Source organism: Streptomyces sp. GDS52, assembly GCF_052246875.1.
GTDB classification, from domain to species: domain Bacteria; phylum Actinomycetota; class Actinomycetes; order Streptomycetales; family Streptomycetaceae; genus Streptomyces; species Streptomyces cathayae.
Map to the genome: position 1 here is coordinate 1,252,195 of NZ_CM125966.1, position 19,742 is coordinate 1,271,936.

The 19,742-nt window shown below is 72.5% G+C and carries 19 protein-coding genes and 3 pseudogenes; 8 read left to right on the plus strand and 14 right to left on the minus strand.

All coding sequences use genetic code 11. From position 1 onward, the window contains the following. Positions 1-212: 212 nt before the first annotated feature. The 7 genes from tgmC to ACTWJ9_RS05575 form a co-directional block, all read right to left on the minus strand. The gene (gene tgmC, locus ACTWJ9_RS05545) at positions 213-1,334 is read right to left on the minus strand and encodes an ATP-grasp peptide maturase system methyltransferase (RefSeq protein WP_443295266.1); all 1,122 of its coding nucleotides are present in this window, start codon (positions 1,332-1,334) and stop codon (positions 213-215) included. Then, positions 1,334-2,284: an ATP-grasp ribosomal peptide maturase gene (tgmB, locus tag ACTWJ9_RS05550; protein WP_387041164.1), complete on the minus strand. Its 951-nt coding sequence runs from the start codon at positions 2,282-2,284 to the stop codon at positions 1,334-1,336. The genes tgmC and tgmB overlap by 1 nt, the downstream gene beginning before the upstream one ends. Then, positions 2,281-2,733 (minus strand): putative ATP-grasp-modified RiPP, encoded by a 453-nt coding sequence (tgmA, locus tag ACTWJ9_RS05555; protein WP_387041166.1) that lies wholly within the window; start codon positions 2,731-2,733, stop codon positions 2,281-2,283. The genes tgmB and tgmA overlap by 4 nt, the downstream gene beginning before the upstream one ends. Before the next feature lie 140 nt (positions 2,734-2,873). Further along, complete coding sequence (locus ACTWJ9_RS05560; RefSeq protein WP_387041168.1) at positions 2,874-3,188, minus strand: DUF6415 family natural product biosynthesis protein; 315 nt, start codon at positions 3,186-3,188, stop codon at positions 2,874-2,876. 50 nt (positions 3,189-3,238) lie between these two features. Continuing rightward, the gene (locus ACTWJ9_RS05565; RefSeq protein ID WP_443295267.1) at positions 3,239-3,436 is read right to left on the minus strand and encodes a hypothetical protein; all 198 of its coding nucleotides are present in this window, start codon (positions 3,434-3,436) and stop codon (positions 3,239-3,241) included. Between the two features lie 375 nt (positions 3,437-3,811). Further along, positions 3,812-4,999, minus strand: coding sequence for a helix-turn-helix domain-containing protein (locus ACTWJ9_RS05570; RefSeq protein WP_387041170.1), 1,188 nt, complete (start codon positions 4,997-4,999; stop codon positions 3,812-3,814). Positions 5,000-5,106: 107 nt separating this feature from the next. Continuing rightward, positions 5,107-5,748, minus strand: a complete 642-nt coding sequence (locus ACTWJ9_RS05575) for an HAD family hydrolase (RefSeq protein WP_387041173.1) — start codon at positions 5,746-5,748, stop codon at positions 5,107-5,109. 103 nt (positions 5,749-5,851) lie between these two features. Between ACTWJ9_RS05575 and ACTWJ9_RS05580 the strand changes: the two are divergent. From ACTWJ9_RS05580 to ACTWJ9_RS05590, 3 genes and pseudogenes are all read left to right on the plus strand, one after another. After that, positions 5,852-6,061 (plus strand): annotated as a pseudogene (locus ACTWJ9_RS05580) (peptidyl-tRNA hydrolase); the annotation flags it as partial. Positions 6,062-6,410: 349 nt separating this feature from the next. Further along, complete coding sequence (locus ACTWJ9_RS05585; protein ID WP_443295268.1) at positions 6,411-7,904, plus strand: DUF692 domain-containing protein; 1,494 nt, start codon at positions 6,411-6,413, stop codon at positions 7,902-7,904. A gap of 89 nt (positions 7,905-7,993) precedes the next feature. Further along, positions 7,994-9,655, plus strand: coding sequence for an alpha/beta hydrolase (locus tag ACTWJ9_RS05590; RefSeq protein WP_443295269.1), 1,662 nt, complete (start codon positions 7,994-7,996; stop codon positions 9,653-9,655). Here ACTWJ9_RS05590 and hemQ read toward each other — a convergent pair whose 3' ends face one another. Beyond that, positions 9,656-10,387, minus strand: a complete 732-nt coding sequence (gene hemQ, locus ACTWJ9_RS05595; RefSeq protein WP_279333060.1) for a hydrogen peroxide-dependent heme synthase — start codon at positions 10,385-10,387, stop codon at positions 9,656-9,658. It lies immediately after the preceding gene. Between the two features lie 5 nt (positions 10,388-10,392). Continuing rightward, complete coding sequence (gene hemG / locus ACTWJ9_RS05600) at positions 10,393-11,859, minus strand: protoporphyrinogen oxidase (protein ID WP_279333061.1); 1,467 nt, start codon at positions 11,857-11,859, stop codon at positions 10,393-10,395. A gap of 159 nt (positions 11,860-12,018) precedes the next feature. On the opposite strand from hemG, the gene ACTWJ9_RS05605 reads away from it, so the two are divergent. Then, on the plus strand, positions 12,019-13,056 hold the full coding sequence (locus ACTWJ9_RS05605; protein ID WP_388702095.1) for a DUF4349 domain-containing protein: 1,038 nt from the start codon (positions 12,019-12,021) through the stop codon (positions 13,054-13,056). Positions 13,057-13,215: 159 nt separating this feature from the next. Further along, the gene (locus ACTWJ9_RS05610; RefSeq protein ID WP_387038314.1) at positions 13,216-14,586 is read left to right on the plus strand and encodes an FAD-dependent oxidoreductase; all 1,371 of its coding nucleotides are present in this window, start codon (positions 13,216-13,218) and stop codon (positions 14,584-14,586) included. Here the strand turns inward: ACTWJ9_RS05610 and ACTWJ9_RS05615 are convergent. Continuing rightward, positions 14,570-14,980 (minus strand): hypothetical protein, encoded by a 411-nt coding sequence (locus ACTWJ9_RS05615; protein WP_279333066.1) that lies wholly within the window; start codon positions 14,978-14,980, stop codon positions 14,570-14,572. The two genes, ACTWJ9_RS05610 and ACTWJ9_RS05615, sit on opposite strands and share 17 nt — an antisense overlap. A 133-nt stretch (positions 14,981-15,113) precedes the next feature. Between ACTWJ9_RS05615 and ACTWJ9_RS05620 the strand changes: the two genes are divergently transcribed. After that, on the plus strand, positions 15,114-15,938 hold the full coding sequence (locus tag ACTWJ9_RS05620; RefSeq protein ID WP_443295270.1) for a rhomboid family intramembrane serine protease: 825 nt from the start codon (positions 15,114-15,116) through the stop codon (positions 15,936-15,938). Positions 15,939-16,232: 294 nt separating this feature from the next. Here the strand turns inward: ACTWJ9_RS05620 and ACTWJ9_RS05625 are convergent, their stop codons facing one another. The 4 genes and pseudogenes from ACTWJ9_RS05625 to ACTWJ9_RS05640 form a co-directional block, all read right to left on the minus strand. After that, positions 16,233-16,487 carry a hypothetical protein gene (locus ACTWJ9_RS05625; RefSeq protein ID WP_387038303.1) on the minus strand — a complete coding sequence of 85 codons (255 nt, stop codon included), beginning with the start codon at positions 16,485-16,487 and terminating at the stop codon, positions 16,233-16,235. 80 nt (positions 16,488-16,567) lie between these two features. Continuing rightward, positions 16,568-16,963: pseudogene (locus tag ACTWJ9_RS05630) on the minus strand (hypothetical protein); the annotation flags it as partial. A gap of 365 nt (positions 16,964-17,328) precedes the next feature. Beyond that, a complete protein-coding gene (locus tag ACTWJ9_RS05635) occupies positions 17,329-17,526 on the minus strand; it encodes a ferredoxin (RefSeq protein WP_055571498.1) in 198 nt (65 codons plus the stop codon). 12 nt (positions 17,527-17,538) lie between these two features. Continuing rightward, positions 17,539-18,744, minus strand: coding sequence for a cytochrome P450 (locus tag ACTWJ9_RS05640; protein WP_279333100.1), 1,206 nt, complete (start codon positions 18,742-18,744; stop codon positions 17,539-17,541). A 295-nt stretch (positions 18,745-19,039) separates the two neighbouring features. Here ACTWJ9_RS05640 and ACTWJ9_RS05645 point away from each other — a divergent pair. Next, positions 19,040-19,141: pseudogene (locus tag ACTWJ9_RS05645) on the plus strand (lysine transporter LysE); the annotation flags it as partial. A gap of 50 nt (positions 19,142-19,191) precedes the next feature. Further along, positions 19,192-19,605 carry a transposase gene (locus ACTWJ9_RS05650; RefSeq protein WP_443295271.1) on the plus strand — a complete coding sequence of 138 codons (414 nt, stop codon included), beginning with the start codon at positions 19,192-19,194 and terminating at the stop codon, positions 19,603-19,605. Positions 19,606-19,742 lie beyond the last annotated feature (137 nt).

Below are 19,742 nucleotides of genomic sequence, written 5' to 3' on the forward strand. Positions count from 1 at the left end.
CCCAGGAATCCCTCAGCGAAGCCACCGGGACCCCCGCCGCATCCTCCAGGGCATCGAGTCTGGCGAGGCCGACCCCCGCTACAGCGAGCTGCTGCGCATCGCCGCCGTAATCGGCACCCGCGTCTCCGTCCTCACCGACTGACCCCAGGCACGAAGAGGCCCCGCCCATCCGCCACGGGGCAAGCAGACGAGCGGGGCCGGTCAGGGAGCCGTCAGCTCTTCGGCCAGGTGATCCTCTGAGCCTCCGGCGTGACGATGACCTCGAAGCGGTCCGGGGCCGGAGAGCCGTCCGCCCGCCAGCGGAGCAAGTGGTCCTCAACCTGGTCCCACAGCTGCGCAGGCCCGCCCTGGCGGACGGTCCACTGCTCACCCTCCCTGGTGAGAGCTGCCCAGGCGCCTGCCTCCACGTCAACCATGACGTGCTGGGTCTTGTCGGCGAGCGTCAGGCTCAGACGCTGAGCGCGCGGGGCCGCGAGCTGGGCAACGAACCGCGCGTCCCAGCCGTTCAGGACGTCGGCACCGAGCCGGGCCGACCGCTCCTCCCCGGACTCGAGGTCGGGGAGCATGCCGAGCGGTGGCGGCAGCTGCGGCCGGGCGAGCATGAACGAGATCTGCCCCCCGAGGAACCGGCCGTGGGCCACCCCGTCATCACCGACGGTCAGCCGGGCCAGCTCTGAGGAATGCATCCAGCCGCACACGGTGGCGAGGACGATTCCGCCCGGCTTGGTCTGCTCGATCCAGGCGTACGGTAGCTCCAGCACTCCGCAGGTGGCGACCAGCCGATCGTATGGGACACCGTCCTTGTGCCCGACCAAGCCGTCACCGACGGCCAACTCCGGGAAGTAGCCGCAGGCGCCCAGACCGGCGCCGGCCCGGCGGGACACCTCAGCGTCCACCTCCACCGATGTCACCAGGTCGTCTCCGAGCCGGTGGCAGAGCAGCCCAGTGGAGTAGCCCGTGCCGGTGCCGATCTCCAGCACCCGGTGGCCTTCCTCAACTTGGAGATCTTCCAGCATCCGCACGACCAGGCTAGGCAGCGTGCTGGACGAAGTGGGGGCGCGCAGGATCTCACCGCGGATATCGCAGGGAACGATGGTGCCCGCGATCTGGGTGACCAGCGACTCGTCCGCGTAGCAGCGCTCAAGCCAGCCGTCGGTATCGGCCAGCACCGGCCGCCAGGCATCTGCGGACCGCTCGAAGAAGCCGCCGCGCAGGAACTCGTGCCGGGGCACGGCTTCGACGGCCTTCCGCCACGGCTCGGTGCGCAGGGAACCGTCTGCGGCGAGGTGGTCTGCCAGCGCCCAACGTAGGGCGGTGGAGTCCATGTCGGTCATCAGCGGGTCGTCCTTTCCAGGAGGTCGGCCATGGCCGCGAGCATCGGCAGGCCGGTCTCGTGTTCCAGCCAGTACCACTGGCCGGACGGGTTGCACTCGAGGAACCACCATCGGCCCTCGTGGTCGACGGCGAAGTCGAAAGCGCCGAAGACGAGACCGAAGTGGGACAGGTAGGCGTGCAGGGCCTCGGTAACACCGGGCGGGGGCGTGTCGACGCTGTAGCGCAGGCGGCTGTAGTCGGTGCGCCAGTCCAGCAGATCCGAGTCGATACGGACGGCGAAGACCGTCTCGCCGATGACGGTGACCCGCACGTCCGCGGCCTTGTCGACCCGCTGCTGGAACAAGTGCGCCGTCCCGGCCACGCTGTCGTCGATGTCCTCGGCAGCCACTTCGGCGACCTTCACCACGTTGGAGATGCCGTCGACCAAGTACACCGGATTGTGCAGCGGCTTGTAGATGACCGGGCCGTGCTGCTTGATGAAGGCCCGCGCTGCGTCGGGGCTGGACGTGACGAGCGTGGGCGGGAGCAGGAAGCCGGCCGCCGCCGCGGCGGCCAGGCCGGAGGGCTTGAACTCTGCGTCTCCGATGCGGTGGGGGTGGTTGACGTACAGGCAGCCGGGCAGCGAGGCGAGTACGCCCCCGAGTCCGTACCGGGCCTGGGTGACGGCGAACTGGGCGTCCTGCTTGCTCAGGTGGGGGAAGGCGAAGCCCGACGGGCGCCGGTAGTACAGCGCCCGCACGTTCGCCAGATCGGCCGTGCGGGACGGAGTGTGAAGGCGGCCCTGTAAGCCGCTCGAGGTGATCTCTGCCTCCACCGACAGTGATGCGGGGAAATCCCCCGAGTCGAGCCGCACGACCGGGACATCCCGGTCGTGCAGCTCGCGGATCACCACGTCGACGGTGGGGTCGTGCAGGCTGGTGACGACCAACACCGGACGCGGCTCACTCACTGGTCGCTGTCGCTCCCCGTGTCGGAGTCCGACGTACCGCCGGACCCGTCAGGGCTGGTGCCCGTGGACGGGCGGGTGCCCGTGCTGGTGCCGTGCTTGCCCATCTCCACGACCTGGCCGGCCTCGTTGAAGAAGACGGCGATCTGGGTGGTCGGGTCGAGTTCGGCACGCGCGTAGTCGGGAGCCATCGTCGGGTAGGGAGCCATACGGCTGACACCCCACGGGGCGGCGGTGGGCACGCCGGACGGAAGCGGCGACGAGACCGGGAATCGGTCAGAGTGAACGAACAACGGATCTTCCTCTCTTATTGGGGATGAACCCGCCCCCAGGGCCGGGCCTGCCAAGGTTCGGGGTCCTGGGGGCGGGGGTCTGTGGAACCCGTCCCGCCAAAGGCTTGCGGTCCTTCGACGGGACGGGCGGGACCCCTCCCGCCGCGGCTTGCGGACCACGACGGGAGAGGCGTTCGAGGGGTGCGACCCTGTCCCTGCGGTCGCCGTGGGGGTGCGTCAGTTCGGGGTCCGCGCCAGCACCAGGGCGAACACCGGGCCCGAGACGACGGCCACGTAGACCAAGAGGCCGACGACGGCTCTCACCGGGACTCGCCGTCCAGGGTTTCGCTGTGGTCGACGAGGGCGCGCAGGACGCGGGCGAGTTTCTGCGCGTGCCCCACCCGGCGGGGGAACGAGGCGGGTGGCTCCACTCCGAGTTTCATCCGCGCCTCGCCGACGCAGGCCCGCGCGCAGTGCCCGGGGATGTTGCCGTCGGGGAGCTTCGCGGCCGTCGTCTCCACCTCGGGGATCAACAGCATGAGATGCCCGCGCAGCTGGAGCAGCAGTGTCTCCAGCTCCTCCTCGGTGGGCAGGACGGCGTCGTCGGCGAGCAGCCGGCTCACGGCAGTCCGCATCGGGACGATGTCGACTGGTGCAGCCTCGGACGATTGGGGCTGGGCGGCGGTCACCGGGTGGCCGCCTGTCCGGCCCGGTGGCGCGGGCACTGGCACGGCGGGTACGCGTCGGTGAACGGGATCGGCGGCGTCTGGCGGTCGCGGACCACGGTGATGCCGTGGTCCGCGAGGACCTTGCCGTGCCGGTCCACGGTGTAGACGTGAAGGGTCATCTTGACCCCGGGCCTTCGGAGGACTGTAGCGTTCATGGTGTCGACGCTCCTTGCAGCGTTGGCCACGCCCCGGGACCGTTGTGCGACGGTCGCCGGGGTCTCGGTCCGTACGCCGGTCACGCGGCGGCCCTCTGACTGCGGCACCCGCACGTGAAGATCTCCCACACGCGAGTGCTGCCACGGACCACGACGTGCCCAGCCGCGCGCAGGGTCCGGTTGACGGCTCCACAGTCGAAGCACGCCTCACCGTGCAGTCGGACGATGCTCACACGCCCGTCGATGACCGTGGGCGCGGGCCGAAGTACATAAGACATCCCCGGCTCCCATCTGCTGGTTCCTGCGCGTGCAACAGATGGTGGGGGAAGGGAGAAGCCACAAGTACCCCGGCGAGGGGTAGTTGGGGTAGCTCGCTCAGGTGGCGGCGCACCATTCCGCGAAGTTGGTAAGAGTCTCCGAGTCTGCACGCTTCAAGCGGCGCAGCGTGGCCGCGTCCTCGCGGACCCACGGATGCTCGCGAGTGTGCTGCGGAGCAATGTGCCGGGCGACCTTCAACGACTCGAAGGCGTCGTCGGCCAGGCCGGTCCATAGCTGCGCCCGGGCGAGTTCGATGTAGAACGCGGAGCGGCGTTCGGCCGGCAGATTCTTGGGCGGCTTCCACTCGCTGGCGACGGCCAGGGCGCGGCCGACGTGGTCGTCTCCGAGGCCGACGGCGACGGACACCTCGTGGATCTTCACGGAGTCCGGGCCGAAGGCGGTACCGCAGTACACATCCTCGGGGACCTGGTCGGCGAACGTGCGGGCTTCAGCAAGGTGGTGGTCTGCGGCTGAGGCGTCGTGGGCCCGTCCGGCGATGACCGCGGCCCGCATGTGCAGCGCGCCGCGGGCAGCGATCGCCGGGGCGGCCGTCGGAGCAGGTGCGGCATCCAGCGCCCGCTCCAACGCACGCAGGCCGGCCGTGTGGGCGCGGGCAGCGAAGAAGGTCTCCGTACGCACGTAGGCGACGGACGCGGTCAGTGCCGGATCGTCGGCTTCGGGGGCGGCCCACCGCATCAGTTCGACCAGGCGGGCGGACAGGTCCCGGGCACCGAACTTGTAGGCGACAGCGTCAGCGGAGCGGTACGCCTTGACCAGGAGGGCGGCGAGTTCGGCGCGGTCTTCGTCGGGAGCCCCGTGGTAGGCGCGGGCGAGCTCGGTCAGCAGGTCCGGCAACGCGCGCACGATCCGCGTGTATTGGGCTGCTACCCGCCACCGGGCGGCGTCCGTGACCGCTGTTCGCAGATCCTGCAGAGGGCGGACAGGGCCGTCCTCGGGGACGTCGTAGGTGGCGATCGCGGCAGAGAGCGCGGGCAGCGCGTCGTGGACGCGGGTGTGCGCTGTGCCTCGGTCGGTGCGCAGACGGCCGGGGTCGATACCGAGAGCGTCGGCGATGGCTTCCAGGGTGGCGTCGGTGACGCCTCGCTCGCCTCGCTCGATCTTCCGGATGGTGCCGAGCGCGACGCAGGCCGCGTCGGCGAGCTGCTGCTGCGTCAGCTTCGGCCGCATGACGCTGCGGTAGTAGGCGATCCGGCAGCCTACCCCGCCATCAGCGTGTGCGGGCATACTGGCTCCAGTTCGGTGCGTCCACTCCGAACGGTACTCGCGTCTGCACGCCGCGTGTACGGAACGGCCCCACCAACCATCCGGCTGGTGGGGCCGTTTCATGCCGGTCAGCCGCCAACGATGCCGGTGAGCTGGGTGAGACTGTCGATCCGCCAATCAGCCGCCGCTACGACTTCCGAGTCGTCCGCCCACAGGTACCCCCACGGTCCGCGACGAAGATGCGCCGTACGCAGCCCCGCCGCCTTCGCGGGGAACACGTCGTTGGCCGGATGGTCGCCGACGTACAGAGTCGCGCCCGGGGCCGCCTGCGCGACCTCGAGAACCCTATGGAAGAACGCGGGTTGCGGCTTCGCGACGCCCCACTCCCCCGAGGTGACGATCAGGTCCGCCGGAAGGCTCAGGTCGCGCAGCAGCTGCCCCGCGCGCGGTGTCTGGTTCCCGGCGATGACCACGCGCACGCCCAGCTCACGCAGCGCGGACAGCGCCGGGCGGACGTCGTCGTACAGGTCACTCTCGTCCAGGTTCTCCCCGCGGCCGGCGGCGTCGCGAGCCTGGTACTCGGCAGCCACGTCGATGCCCGGCCGCACCAGCCGGAGGGCTTCGGCGTTGTCCTCGCCCTGGGCGACGACGGCACCAACGAGAGCGGACAGAGTATGACGGGGGATGTCCAGCCAGTCGGCCCAGGACGCCCAGTAGCGGTCGTCCCGGGTGATCGTCTCTCCGACGTCGAACACGATGGTCTCAATCACGTCCGCAGCCTAAGTCCGGGCATGCGAAAGGTCCCCCGCCGCCCGGAGGCGACGGGGGACCTGGAGACGGTGGACCGGATCAGTTGACGAACAGGGCGACCACCACACCGGCCAGCTGGCCTGGTGGGAGCTGACCGACGAGGACCGCACCGCCTGGCACCACGCCGGCTTCCCCCTCTCCGTCCGCCCCGCCGCCCCCTCCCACTGGCCGACCCTGACCACCAGCGGCCTCCCCCTGGTCCGCGACGCGGGCTTCACCGAGATCGCCCCCGGCTCCAGCACCGTGGTGGCGGACCACCCGGCCCTGCGCTGACACTCTGCTCGGTGTCAGTGGGTGCCGAGACTCGCGAGAGCATGACGGATCGCCGCCAGTGCCTCCTCGTTCGAGACACCGAGCCGGCCGACGGCAGCCGCGTAGGCGCGCGCGTGTTCCGCGAGCTTCGCCTTGCTGTCGGTGGCGGCCGCCGCGGAAGGAACTGTGTCAAGCGATTGAGACAGTGATCGGTGTTCCGGTCAGCGCCATGGTCCGGCCTCCGGCCGATCACCCCAAGCTCAAATGTTGCTCTGAAGGTGGGCCGGGACGGGTTCGGAGGTGTCGTTCGGGGTCATACCCACGGCACGCCCGACAGGGCGGCCGACGGGGGCCTGGTGGAGGAGGGGGAATGACGGTGCGACTGGGGGCGGGGATCGGGTGGCGGCCGGAGATCGCCGAGGGCGTGGAGGGGATGGCGGGGATCGACTGGGTCGAGGCGGTGGCCGAGAACGTGTGTCCCGGGCATCTCCCCGCATCGCTGCTGCGGCTGCGCGAGCGCGGGGTGACCGTCGTGCCGCACGGGGTCGGGCTCGGGCTCGGCGGGGCGGAGCGGCCGGACGCGGGGCGGCTGGCGGCGCTCGCCGAGCGGGCCACGGCGCTGGGGGCGCCGCTGGTCACCGAGCACATCGCGTTCGTCCGGGCGGGTGGGCCGCTCAGTGCCTCCCCGCGGCTCGAGGCGGGGCACCTGCTGCCGGTGCCACGGACCCGGGACGCGCTCGACGTGCTGTGCGAGAACGTCCGGATCGCCCAGGACGCGCTGCCCGTGCCGCTCGCCGTGGAGAACATCGCGGCACTGTTCTCGTGGCCCGGCGAGGAGATGACCGAGGGCCAGTTCCTGTACGAGCTGGCCGACCGCACCGGAGTGCGGCTGCTCGTCGACGTGGCCAATCTGCACACCAACCACGTCAACCGCGGCGAGGACCCCGCGCGGGCGCTCGCCGAACTGCCCCTGGAGGCCATCGCGTACGTCCATGTCGCGGGCGGCGTCGAGCGGGACGGGGTCTGGCACGACAGCCACGCCCATCCCGTTCCCCGACCGGTGCTGGACATCCTCACCGACCTCACGTCCAGGGTCTCCCCTCCCGGCGTGCTGCTGGAGCGGGACGAGAACTTCCCCGAACCGGGCGAACTGGAGCGGGAGTTGGCGTCCATCCGGGAGGCGGTGGAGAAGGGGGCGGCCGTGCGGGCCGGGGCACGGGCGGCGAAGGGCACCGGTGCAGCCGGCTCGCGCGCCGGGTCCACGCCGGACCCCGGCTCCGGTGAACCCGCGCGGCAGCGCCTCGCGCTCGCGCAGACCTCGGTGCTGTCCGCGCTGGTCGCCGGGACGCCCGTGCCCGAGGGGTTCGACCGGGGACGGATGGCGGTGCAGGCGCGGGCGTTGGCCGCGAAGCGGGCGGGCGTCGTCGCCAAGGTGGCGCCCGAGTTGCCGGTGCTGCTCGGCGAGGGGTACCGGGCCGCCTTCCTCGCGTACGCGCAGAGCCGGCCGATGACCGAGGGGTACCGGCGGGACGCGCTGGACTTCGTGGAGCACCTGCTGCTCGCCGGGCGGCCGGAGGACGGGCGGACCCGGCGGGAGCTGCGGGAGTGGTGGCTGGAGCGGTCGGGGCCGAAGCCGCGGTCCCACCGGCCGGTGGTGCGGCTGGCCCGGGCCACGCGACGGGTGCTGCTGGGCGCCCTGCCCCGCGGCACCCGCGGGGCCGGTGACGACCGTACGTATCTCACCTCCGTCGCCCTGCGCGGCGTCCGCGCGGTCGGTGAACCGGATCCGCGTGCGACCTTCGCACACCGCGAGCACCCGCACCCTCGGCAGGACCGGGGCCGCGGGGGCGCACGGGGGCATTGACGCCGACACCGGCGAACGGTGCTTGCCTTCCCCGACCACCGAACGAAACATCCCTTTCGTCGCCGCCGTGCACCGAAGGGGAACATGCGATGAGAACTGCCGTCGTCCACGCGGCCGCCGGGTCCCTGCTGCTCACCACCCTGGCCGTCGCGCCGACCGGCAGCGCCACCGCCGCCCCGGGTGCCGCCCCGAATGCCGCCGCCCCGGCCGCCGCCCCGGCCCCGGACGCCCCCGGCGCGGCCGAGCTGCGCGGCACCGCGGTGGCCGCCGCGCGCGCCGCGGCCGAGGGCATCGGGTTCGGCGCCTGCCCCGACGCGCAGGACCTGCCCGGCACCATCGAGTGCGGCACGGTCACCGTCCCGCTCGACTACGCCCACCCGCACGGCCGGCAGATCGGACTCGCCGTCAGCCGCGTCCGGGCCACCGGGAAGGACCCGGACGACGGCAGCCGCGAGGTGCCCCGGCAGGGCGCCCTGGTCCACAACCCGGGCGGGCCGGGCGCCGACGGCACGTACTTCCCGCTCATCGGCCTGCTCCCCTGGTGGAAGCGGATCGCGGGGGCCTACGACCTCGTCGGCTACGCACCGCGCGGGGTGGGCCGGTCCGCGCCGCTGTCCTGCGAGGACCCGGAGAAGTCCGTCCAGGGCCCCACGCAGGCGCCGGCGCATCCCTCGGAGGCGTACAAGCGCGAGCGCGTCGCGCAGGCCAGGGCGTACGCGCGCGGCTGCGCGGAGCGGGCCGGCGACGCGCTCCGGCACTACCACTCCCTGAACAACGCGCGCGATCTGGACGTGCTGCGCGCCGCGCTGAAGGAGCCCCGGCTGACGTTCATGGGGGCGTCGTACGGGACCTACTTCGGGGCGCTGTACGCCACGATGTTCCCCTCGCACGTCCGGCGGATGGTGTTCGACTCGGCGGTGCACCCGGACCCGGAGCGGATCTGGTACCGCAACAACCTCGACCAGTCGGCGGCGTTCGAGGACCGCTGGGCGGACTTCCGGGCATGGGCGGCCCGGCACCACGACGTGTACGGGCTCGGCGACACGCCCGCGGAGGTGCTCCGCAGCTACGAGAAGGTGAGCGCGCGGCTCGCGCGGGAACCGGCGGGCGGGAAGGTGGGTCCGGGGCAACTGCAGTCGGCGTTCCTGCAGACCGGGTACTACGACGACCACTGGCCGCATCGCGCGCACGCCCTGTCGGCCTACCTGAAGGGCGATCCGGGGCCGCTGACCGAGCAGGCGGAGCCGCAGCCCGGGGCGGCGGCGGAGACGGAGAACGCGCGCGCGGTCTATGTCGCCGTGGAGTGCAACGACGCGCCCTGGCCGACGGACTGGGCGGTGTGGGACCGGGACAACACCCGGCTGGCCCGCCGGGCGCCGTTCGAGACCTGGGCCAACGTGTGGACGAACCTGCCGTGCGCCTTCTGGCCGGCGCCCCGGCAGCGGCCGCCGGACGTCCGGGCCGGGGCGGGTGAGCTGCCGCCGACGCTGATCCTGGCGGCCGAACGGGACGCGGCGACCCCGTACGCCGGGGCGCTGGAGCTGCACCGGCGGCTCGCGGGTTCGGCGCTGGTGACCGAGCGGGGCACCGGCACCCACGGTGTCGCGGGCGGGCCCAACGCCTGTGTGAACGGCCACCTGGAGGCGTACCTGCTGACCGGCCGGGTCCCGGGGCGGCGCGCGTCCTGCGCGCCGCGCCCGGAACCGGAGCCTGAGCCGCAGGCGGAGCCGGAGCCCCGGCCCGCCGCCTGATCAGGCGAGGCCGGCGACCAGTTCGGCGATGTCCTTGCGGCGGCCCGTGTAGAACGGGATCTCCTCACGGACGTGCATCCGGGCCTCGGAGCCGCGCAGGTGCCGCATGAGGTCGACGATCCGGTACAGCTCGTCGGCCTCGAAGGCGAGGACCCACTCGTAGTCGCCGAGGGAGAACGAGGGGACCGTGTTGGCGCGCACGTCGGGGAAGCCGCGGGCCATCTTGCCGTGGTCGGCGAGCATACGGCGGCGGTCCTCGTCGGGCAGCAGGTACCAGTCGTAGGAGCGCACGAAGGGGTAGACGCTCACGTAGTTGCGGGGCGTCTCGTCGGCGAGGAACGCCGGGATGTGCGAGCGGTTGAACTCGGCGGGGCGGTGCAGTGCCATGTTCGACCACACCGGCTCGAGGGCCCGGCCCAGCTTGGTGCGGCGGAACAGGTTGTAGGCCTCCTGGAGCTGGTCGCTGCTCTCGGAGTGCCACCAGATCATGAGATCGGCGTCGGCACGCAGACCGGAGACGTCGTACGTCCCGCGGACGACGACGTCCTTGGCGGCGAGCTGGTCGAACAGCTCCTGGACCTCGTCGGCGTACCCGGCGCGGTCCTCGGGCAGCACGTCCTTCAGCTTGAAGACGGACCAGAGGGTGTAGCGGATGACCTCGTTGAGGTCCTTGGCCAGCTTGCCCTTGTTCGGGATCCGTGCGGGGTCGGGGGTGGTGGTGGCGTCGCTCATGTCCCTTATTCTCCTGCCCCTCCATGGAGGCTTTGCATCGGGTCGGCGGTGGCCTGCCGCACGCCGTGCGGCAGGCCACCGTGGATCTGGATCTGGTCGACGGCGGTGTACGCGCTCGCGATGCACGCGGGGATGCCGACGCCGTCGTAGGCCGCGCCGCACACGGCCAGCCCGGGAAGGACGGCGAGGTGCTCGCGGATGCGCGCCACGCGCGCGTGGTGGCCGACGGGGTACTGGGGCAGTCCGTCGTGCCAGCGGGTGACGCGGGTGGCCACGGGGGTGGCGTCCAGGCCGGTGGCGGCCTTCAGGTCGTGCCGGGAGACCTCGACGAGGTCGGCGTCGTCACGGCGGAGGATCTCCGTCTCGCCGTGCCGGCCGACGGAGGTGCGCAGGACGGTGAGGCCGGGGTCCTCCTCGGCGATCCAGCCCCATTTGTGCGAGGCGAACGTGGACGCCTTGATGGTGCGGCCGTCGACCGGCGGCACCAGGAACCCGCTGCCGGCGGGGAGGCCGGTCTCCGCGCGGCGGTAGGCGAGCGTGATGAGCGCCATGGAGGCGTATTCGACGCCGGTGAGCTCGGCGGAGGCCCCGGGCGCCTCGGCGCGCAGCAGCCGCGCGGCCTCCGGGGCGGGCGCGGCGACGACGACCGCGTCGGCGTACAGCTCCCGTTGCCCGGCGACGATCCGCCAGCCGCCGGCCGGCTCCCGGCGCAGTTCGGTGACCGGGGTACCGGTGCGGATCTCCCCGCCGCGTGCCCGCACCGACTCGGCGACGGCGAGCGGGAGGGTGCCCACTCCGCCCTCGATGCCCATGAACACCGGCCCGGTCTGCTGCGCGGCGGCGGCCCTGGCCTGGATCTCCCGCACCCCTTCGGTCAGGGAGGTGTGGGCGCGCGCGGCCTCGAACAACTGGGGGACCGCCGCGCGCATCGAGATGCGGTACGCGTCGCCCGCGTACACCCCGCCCAGCAGGGGCTCGACCAGCCGGTCGACGACCTCGCGGCCCAGCCGGGCCGCCACGTACTCCCCGACGGCGATGTCGTCGCCGACCTCGGTGCGGGGCAGTGCGGCGTCGCGCTCGATCCGGGCGAGGCCCTCGTCGGAGAGCACACCGGCCAGGGCGGCGGCCGTGCCGGGGACGCCCATGACATGGCCCTTGGGCATGGGGCGCAGGGCGCCGCGGGTCCACAGCGAGGCCGTCGCGGTGGCCGGGGGCTGGAGCCGGTCGCCGAGGCCCACCTCGCGGGCGAGGGTCACCGCCTCCGGGCGGCGGGCCAGCATCGCCTCGGCGCCGAGGTCCACGCGCGCGCCCGCGATCTCGCCGGGCAGCAGCTTGCCGCCGACCCGGTCCGAGGCCTCCAGCACGGTCACCCGCGCCCCGCGCCCGAGCAGCCGGTGCGCGGCGGCCAGGCCGGCGATACCGGCCCCCACGACGACGACCTGCTGTTCCGCGCCCGCACGTGATCCGCTCATGGCTCCACCCTCTCAGACTCGGCCCGCGTTCCCGCCAGGGCCATCCGGCCCTGACGAGTCCCTACCGTGACCGCTTCGGAACCGTTTCGCGCCAACGTTCGGCCCGCCCCCGGCGTCGAAGGAACGTCAGTGATCGCCACCCCTGGGGGGGGAACCCGCATGCGCACACCACGAGCCGCACGCCCTGCACACCCCGTACGATCCGGCCGAACCGGCCGGCCGGTCCACGCGATGGCCGGTCTGCTGCTGGCCGCCGCTCTCGCCCTGACCGGATGCGGCGCCTCGGACACCGACTCCGCCGGGGCGTCCGCCGACAAGGCCGCCGCCCCGCAGGCGGACGCCCGGGCGGGCACGGCGGCGGGAGAAGCAGCAGGGGAGGCGGCGCAGGACGGGGCGCCCGGCGGCTCGGCGGCGGAGGGCTCGCGGGCGACCGCGCCGCCCTCGAACAGGAACGGCACGGCCCACATCATCCGCACCGCCTCGCTGACCGTGCAGGTCGAGGACGCGCCGAAGGCCCTGGACGAGGCCCGCACGGCCACCGAGAACGCGGGCGGCTACATCGGCGACGAGACCACCCGCCGGGACGGGAAGGGCCGTGAGCGCACGCGCGTGGTGCTGCGCGTACCCGTGGAGAAGTACGACGCGGTGCTCACGGAACTCGAGGGCGCCGGCAAGCTCGTCGAACGCCGCGCGAAGGCGGAGGACGTCACCGACCAGGTCGTCGACGTGGAGAGCCGGATCACGACGCAGCGCGCCAGCGTGGTCCGGATCCGCGAACTGATGGACCGGGCCACCCGGCTCAGCGACGTGGTCACCCTGGAGGGCGAACTCAGCACCCGCCAGGCCGACCTGGAGGCGCTGCTCGCCCGGCAGGAGTCCCTGAAGGACCGCACCAGCCTCGCCACCATCACCCTGACCCTGTCCGAGACGCCGGTGGAGCGGCCCGCGAAGGACGACGACCCCGGGTTCCTGGACGCGCTCGCCGGCGGCTGGGGGGCGTTCATGACGATGCTGCGCTGGCTCGCGGTGGCGCTGGGCGCGGTGCTGCCGTTCGCGGCGGTGGCGGCGCTGGGCGCCCTCCTGTGGCTGAAGGGCGTACGCCCCCGGCTGCCCCGCCGCACGCGGCCCGAGCCGGCGTCCACGCCGCTGTCCGCGCCGCTGCCCGCACCGGCTCGGGCACCGGAGGAGACCCCGTAGGGCCGGACCCGAAGTACGCGGCCCCCGTAGCGTGTTCGTATGAGCACGAACGAGCACACGAGCAGGAGCACTGGTACTGGTACTGGTACGAACACGCGCGCGTCCGCGGCCCCGGGCGCGCGGGAGCGCCTGGTGGTGATCGGCGGGGACGCCGCGGGGATGTCCGCGGCGTCCCAGGCACGCCGGCTGAAGGGGCCGGACGAACTGGAGATCGTGGCGTTCGAGCGCGGTCGCTTCACCTCGTTCTCGGCCTGCGGCATCCCCTACTGGGTGGGCGGTGACATCACCGACCGGGACACCCTGATCGCCCGTACCCCCGAGGAGCACCGCGCGCGGGACATCGACCTGCGGCTGCGCACCGAGGTCACGGAGATCGACCCGGACCGGAGCAGGGTCCGCGCACGGGACGTCGCGTCGGGGGCCGAGTCCTGGACGTCGTACGACGAACTCGTGATCGCGACCGGCGCGCGGCCGGTCCGCCCGGAGCTGCCCGGCATGGACGCCCCCGGGGTGCACGGCGTGCAGACCCTGGACGACGGCCAGGCCCTGCTGGACACACTGGCCCGCGCCGACGGCCGCCGCGCGGTGGTCGTCGGCGCGGGGTACATCGGTGTGGAGATGGCCGAGGCGATGCTCAGGCGCGGCTACGAGGTGACGGTCGTCAACCGGGGCCCGGCACCCATGGCGACCCTGGACCCCGACATGGGGCTCCTGGTGCACAAGGCGATGGAGGGCCTGGGCATCACCATGGTGAACGACGCCGAGGTCACCGGGCTGGTCACCGGGGACGACGGCAGGGTGCGGGCCGTGTCCACCGCGGACGCCGAGTACCCGGCGGACGTGGTGGTGCTCGGCATCGGGGTGCGGCCCGAGACCGGCCTGGCGCGGGCGGCGGGGCTGCCCCTGGGGGAACACGGCGGACTGCTCACCGACCGGTCGATGCGGGTGCGCGGGCACGAGAACGTCTGGGCGGGCGGCGACTGCGTGGAGGTGCTCGACCTGATCTCCGGGCAGGAGCGGCACATCCCGCTGGGCACGCACGCCAACAAGCACGGCCAGATCATCGGCTCCAACGTCGGCGGCGACTACGCCACCTTCCCGGGCGTGGTCGGCACGGCGGTCAGCAAGGTCTGCGACCTGGAGATCGCGCGCACCGGTCTGCGGGAGAAGGACGCCCACCGTGCGGGGCTGCGGTTCGAGTCGGTCACCATCGAGTCGACCAGCCGCGCGGGCTACTACCCGAACGCCTCCCCCATGACGGTGAAGATGCTCGCCGAACTGCGCACGGGCCGTCTCCTCGGCGTCCAGATCGTCGGCCGGGAGGGTGCGGGCAAGCGCGTCGACATCGCGGCGGTCGCCCTCACCGCCGGGATGACGGTGGAGCAGATGACGATGCTGGACCTGGGCTACGCGCCGCCCTTCTCCCCCACCTGGGACCCGGTCCTGGTGGCGGCCCGCAAGGCCACGGCGAAGATCCGCGCCACGGCAGGAGCCCCGACGCCCTCGGCCGGTCCTACACGGTCCCGTTGATCCGTTCGATCGCCTGCCGCGCCTGCTCGGCCGGTGGCCGCACCTGGTCGGTGGCGGGCCGGGGCGGCAGGGACGACACGGAGGAACCGGAACCACCGGAGACGCCCGCGGCACCGGAGGCCCCGGACGCGCCGACGGCGCTGGAGGTGCCGGAAGCCACGGCCGGCGGCTGCTCCCCGACCGGCCGCGCGTGCGCCGCGGCGGGCCGCGCGGAGCGCAGGCGGTGGCTCACCGCCTCGTCCAGCGTCACCGGCCGCTGCCTCTGGGCGGCGAGCCGTCCCGCCTCCTGGCCGAGCCGGGCGACGTCCTCCCAGGGAAGCCGCACCACGAGCGTGAGTTCCGCCTCGCCGTCGGGCAGCGCCTGCATCGCAACGGTGGTCCCTCGGTCGTCCATCGCCTGTTCCTCACGTCGGCCCCGCGGCCCCTTCCCCGCGCCGCAGGCAGTTGGGAAGGGATACGCACGACCGGACGGCGGCGTTCAGGGCGACCACTGATTCCACCGGTGGCCGGGCGGGCACACGTGAGATGTGGTCATCCCGGTCCATGACGTGAATCCGGCGCGGCGCACCCCCTGGGTGACGTACGCGCTGCTCGCCGCGAACTTCGTCGCCTTCCTGTTCCTCACGCCCGGTGTCGCCGGTTCCCTGACGGGCAGCGGGGGCAGCCTGGCGGAGTTCTGTCACCTACAGGCGTTCCTGGACCAGTACGCGGCCGTGCCGCGGGAGCTGATCCACCACCAGCTGCCGCGCCTGGTGCCCACCGGCGGCACGGGGGTGGGCCCGCAGGGGCCGGGCTGCCTGGTGGCACCGCCCGACTACGACAAGTCACCCGAGCTGAGCGTGCTGACGGCGATGTTCCTGCACGGCGGCTGGCTGCACCTGCTGGGCAACATGCTCTTCCTGTGGATCTTCGGCAACAACATCGAGGACCGCATGGGCCGTCTGCGGTACCTGCTGTTCTACCTGCTCTGCGGCTACGCGGCCGCATACGGATTCGCCCTCACGAACCCGAACGCCACCACCCCCCTGATCGGCGCCTCGGGCGCCATCGCCGGCGTCCTCGGCGCCTACCTGGTCCTCTACCCGAAGGCGCGGGTGTGGGTCCTGGTGCCGTTCCTGATCTTCCTGCCCCTGCGCCTGCCGGCCTGGATCGTGTTGGGCCTGTGGTTCCTGCTGCAGGCGGCGTACTCGGCGGGCGCGGGCGTCACCGGCGCCGGAACGGTGGCCTACGCGGCCCACCTGGTCGGCTTCGTCGTCGGCATGCTGATCGCCTGGCCCCTCAAGCCGGGCACTCCCCCACCACCCGAACCGGACGGCATCCTCTTCGGACGACAGACCCGAGGGAAGTGGTAGGGCCACACGCCAGGGCCAGGAAACGCAAGGGGAACCCGCATCAGTTCGCATAAGCGACATTTACATTCCCAGGCCGGCCGTCAGTCGTTGAACAATTCAACCACCTGCACTTTTTGCCAGATGTTCGAGCCTCTGGCCGGACTCATGCTGACCCATTACCAACTCCCCTGACGCCCCGTCAGGCAGGAAGGGCCCCACAGGGATCACGCCGAGCCCATCCATCACGGCTCGGAGTGGGCCCCCAGGAGCTCACAACCGAGCCTCACAGGCCCCCAGGCATGCTCCTGCTGACAGTCACGGGTCCGCGTCCGGTGGGCCAGAAGAACGCGCCGCGATCTGTTCGGTGGATGCCTGAGCGGTGGCCAGGTCGCGGGGGTAGGTGTGTGTGGCCATCACGCCGAGCAGACCGGCGGCGATCAGGGCGAGGCGGAAGAAGAGCAGCGTGTGTTCGAGTCCGGTGCCGCCGTCGCCACCCTGGTTGCCGAAGATGTGCGCCGAGAAGTAGCCGAACAGGGTGGGGGCGGCGGCTTCGCACAGGGTGCGCAGCATCGTCCGTACGCCCTCGCCGGTGCCCCACAGGTAGGGCGGGGAGGATGTCGAGCCGGGCGGCGTCCAGTGGGGGGCGCCGCACCGAGGAACAGCGTGCCGGCGACCAGCAGCGGCAGGGCGAGAGCCAGGGAGGTCGCGTGGATGGCAGGGGCGAACAGGAGCGGCACCGTCAGCATGCAGACGGTGGACACCAGGACCCGGGCATTGACCCGTCCGCGGCGCGGCAACCGGTCGGCGGTCCGCCCCCCGCACAGGACCCCGGCCAGCATCCCGATGCCGACGACCAGCACCAAGGAAGTGGCCACGGACGTGGTCACGCCGTAACGGCCGGTGGTGTAGATGGTGGCGAACGAGCGCAGTCCGACGCAGTAGAAGTAGCCGAGCGCGGAGGCCACGATGAAGCTGAGATCGGTGCGTACCCGCAGGACGTAGCGGATGGCCCACCAGGTGGGCTGCCGGCACGGGCCGGAGTGCAGGACGAGATTCTCGTGCGGCTCGGCCTGTGCGCGCCGCGCCGCCCGCCCGGCGGGATCGCCGTCCCGGCCGCGCCGGGCGCCTGCCGCCGGGCCCGGTCCCCGTCGCGCGCGACTGGATCGTCCTCGCGCCCGCTCCCCGTGCCGTCCTCAGCCTCGGCCGGGACGTTCTGCACGGGGCCGTCGTGCGGTCGTGGCGCGTCCCGTGCGTCCGTGATGTTCTCCTGGCCCGTCTCCAGGCGAGACTGCCCGCCACGCGCGGGCTCGGGAAGGCGGCTGACGAACCAGACGACGGCGCCGGCCGGGATGACGCCGCCTGGGCCACGGCCCGCCGCGTGCGGCGGCGGACCGGCGGTCGGCGTGGCCCGCTACTCGTCCTCGGACAGCGTGATGGCGCCCACGGGGCAGGCGCGGGCGGCCTCCCGGACCAGTGGGTCGCCGGCGCCGTCCTCCCGACCGGGCAGCAGGGCGCTGAAGCCGTCGTCGTCCTGGGTGAACACTCCCGGCGCGGTCAGGGCGCACTGTCCGGCGCCGATGCAGCGGTCCTTGTCGATCTCGATGTGCATGACGGCAGCCTCTTACCAACTGACGGGGAGTTCCAGCATCCCCTGGATGGTGTTGCCGGGTTTGAAGGGGATCTCCTCCGGCGGGGCGGCGAGCCGGAGCCCGGGCAGCCGTTCGAGGAGCGTGCGCAGGGCGATCTCCAGCTCGGTGCGGGCGAGGTTCTGGCCGAGGCACTGGTGGATGCCGAAGCCGAAGGCGACGTGGTGACGGGTCGAGCGGTGGAAGTCGAGTGTGTCGGGCGCCGGATAGACGTCCTCGTCGCGGTTGATGACGGAGGTGGAGAAGACCACGCCGTCCCCGGCCCTGATCGTGGTCCCGGCGATCTCGATGTCCTCGGTGGCCAGCCGCAGCAGCCCGTCCGCGATGGACAGCATCCGCATGAGTTCCTCGATCGCGTCCGGCAGCAGCGAGGGGGCGGCGCGCAGTTCGGCCAGCCGGTCGGGGTGCAGCAGGAGCGTGTAGGTGCCGAGGGAGATCATGTTGGCCGTGGTCTCGTGGCCCGCGACCAGGAGGATCATCGCCAGCGCGGTCAGCTCCTCGCGGTCCGGCTCGCCCGCGCGCAGCCGCTGCTGGACGAGTTCGTCCAGCAGGCCCTCGCCGGGCTGCCGCTGCTTGTGGTCGATCAGTTCCTCCAGGTACGCCGCCAGTCGGTCCCGGGCGTCCTGCGTCTCCTCGGCCGTCGGTCCCCGCAGCAGCCGCCTCGACTGCTCCTCGAAGAACTCGTGGTCGGCGTAGGGCACGCCGAGCAGGGCGCAGATGACCATGGACGGAACCGGCAGCGCGAAGGCGCGCACCAGGTCGACGGGCGGCCCCTGCGCGATCATCGCGTCCAGCAGTTCGTCGACGATCTCCTGGATGCGCGGCCTCAGCTCGGTGGCGCGCTTGAGGGTGAAGCTCGGGATCATCATCCGCCGCTGGGTGCGGTGCTCGGGGTCGTCGACGCCCAGGAGTGCCGGCTTGCGGTCGCGGAGCGCGGCGAAGCGGGGCGCGGTGGCGGGGAAGCCCGAGCGGGTGCGGTCCGTGGACAGCCGGGGGTCCGCCAGCAGGTCGCGGGCGACGGCGTGGCCGGTCACGAGCCAGGCCGGGCGGCCGTCGTAGAGCTGGATGCGGGCCAGTGGCCGGGCGGCGCGCAGCGGGTCGTACCCGGTGGGCGGGTGATAGGGGCAGGTCCGGTCCTGGGGGAAGGAGACGGGCTCGGAGAGTTCGGTCAGGTCTGTCATGGAAGACCTCGCAGACGAAGGATGCGTCGTGCCGATCTTCATTAGATGCCCGAGGCACCTAGGGCACGACATGAAGTTCGGCCAGATCGGGGACCTGCGGGATCTGGCCGGGAACCACCCATTCCGCATCGTAGTTCGGTTGCCGCTCGAACGGTGCGGGAGACGGGATCCGGCCATGTCCACGACCGATGTGTCCTCACCGCTGCCGTCCGCCGCCGGCCTCTCCGCGCGGCCCCAGCAGCAGCCCGGCCGTCCCCGAAGGCCCGGTCCCGGAAGGCCCGGTACCGCCGCGGTCGTGAGCGCCGCGCTCGTCGCGGGCTACGGCATCGCCGTGCTTTTCGGCGCCGTCGTGATCCACCTCGTCACCCTGACCGCCCGAACGTCCCTACGGACCGGTGACCGTCCCCTCATAGCTGGAGGCCGTGACTGCAGGGGACGTCGAGAGTCATGACGGAGAAGAGGCGTAAGTTCGACGCGGAGTTCCGTGAGGGGGCCATGCGGATCGTGACCGCGACCGGGAAGCGGGTCGCGCAGGACTTGGGGGTCAACGAGACGACGCCGGCGAGCTGGGTCTCGCGGGCCAGGCGCGTGGGGAGGGCGGTACCGGAGGACAAGGACGCGCTGATCGCCGCCCGGCTGCCGCAGGAGAACAAGCAGCTGACGAAGGACGTCAAGGGGTTGGAGATGGAAGGTGATGTCCTCGAACGCTGCATGGTCCTGTGGGTGAAGCGGCCGTGGCGGCGCCGGACCGGCTCCTCGAGAAACGGCACTGCCAGGCCGCCTTCACGCCCGAGTCACCGATCCGGTACACCTGGATGGCCGCGCCGACGGCCGCGACCAGGGCGATCGCCCATGGAGTGAGGCCGGCCCCCCTTTGGCGTGCTCTCCCTCCAGCGCGCTCTCCCGCACTCGGTCCTCCAGCCACTCGCCGGATTCGGTGGTCGGCACCACCAGGGCATGAGTGACCGGCCCCATGACCGGCAGCACCCGGCTGAGCC

Coding starts and splice junctions, on each gene's coding strand:
- ACTWJ9_RS05565 (WP_443295267.1), bottom strand. CDS start 3,436: ATGAACGCTACAGTCCTCCGAAGGCCCGGGGTCAAGATGACCCTTCAC.
- ACTWJ9_RS05590 (WP_443295269.1), top strand. CDS start 7,994: ATGAGAACTGCCGTCGTCCACGCGGCCGCCGGGTCCCTGCTGCTCACC.
- ACTWJ9_RS05640 (WP_279333100.1), bottom strand. CDS start 18,744: ATGACAGACCTGACCGAACTCTCCGAGCCCGTCTCCTTCCCCCAGGAC.
- ACTWJ9_RS05635 (WP_055571498.1), bottom strand. CDS start 17,526: ATGCACATCGAGATCGACAAGGACCGCTGCATCGGCGCCGGACAGTGC.
- ACTWJ9_RS05650 (WP_443295271.1), top strand. CDS start 19,192: ATGACGGAGAAGAGGCGTAAGTTCGACGCGGAGTTCCGTGAGGGGGCC.
- ACTWJ9_RS05610 (WP_387038314.1), top strand. CDS start 13,216: ATGTCCGCGGCGTCCCAGGCACGCCGGCTGAAGGGGCCGGACGAACTG.
- ACTWJ9_RS05605 (WP_388702095.1), top strand. CDS start 12,019: ATGCGCACACCACGAGCCGCACGCCCTGCACACCCCGTACGATCCGGC.
- hemG (WP_279333061.1), bottom strand. CDS start 11,859: ATGAGCGGATCACGTGCGGGCGCGGAACAGCAGGTCGTCGTCGTGGGG.
- ACTWJ9_RS05615 (WP_279333066.1), bottom strand. CDS start 14,980: ATGGACGACCGAGGGACCACCGTTGCGATGCAGGCGCTGCCCGACGGC.
- tgmC (WP_443295266.1), bottom strand. CDS start 1,334: ATGACCGACATGGACTCCACCGCCCTACGTTGGGCGCTGGCAGACCAC.
- ACTWJ9_RS05625 (WP_387038303.1), bottom strand. CDS start 16,487: ATGCTGCGCACCCTGTGCGAAGCCGCCGCCCCCACCCTGTTCGGCTAC.
- ACTWJ9_RS05570 (WP_387041170.1), bottom strand. CDS start 4,999: ATGCCCGCACACGCTGATGGCGGGGTAGGCTGCCGGATCGCCTACTAC.
- ACTWJ9_RS05585 (WP_443295268.1), top strand. CDS start 6,411: ATGACGGTGCGACTGGGGGCGGGGATCGGGTGGCGGCCGGAGATCGCC.
- ACTWJ9_RS05560 (WP_387041168.1), bottom strand. CDS start 3,188: ATGCGGACTGCCGTGAGCCGGCTGCTCGCCGACGACGCCGTCCTGCCC.
- hemQ (WP_279333060.1), bottom strand. CDS start 10,387: ATGAGCGACGCCACCACCACCCCCGACCCCGCACGGATCCCGAACAAG.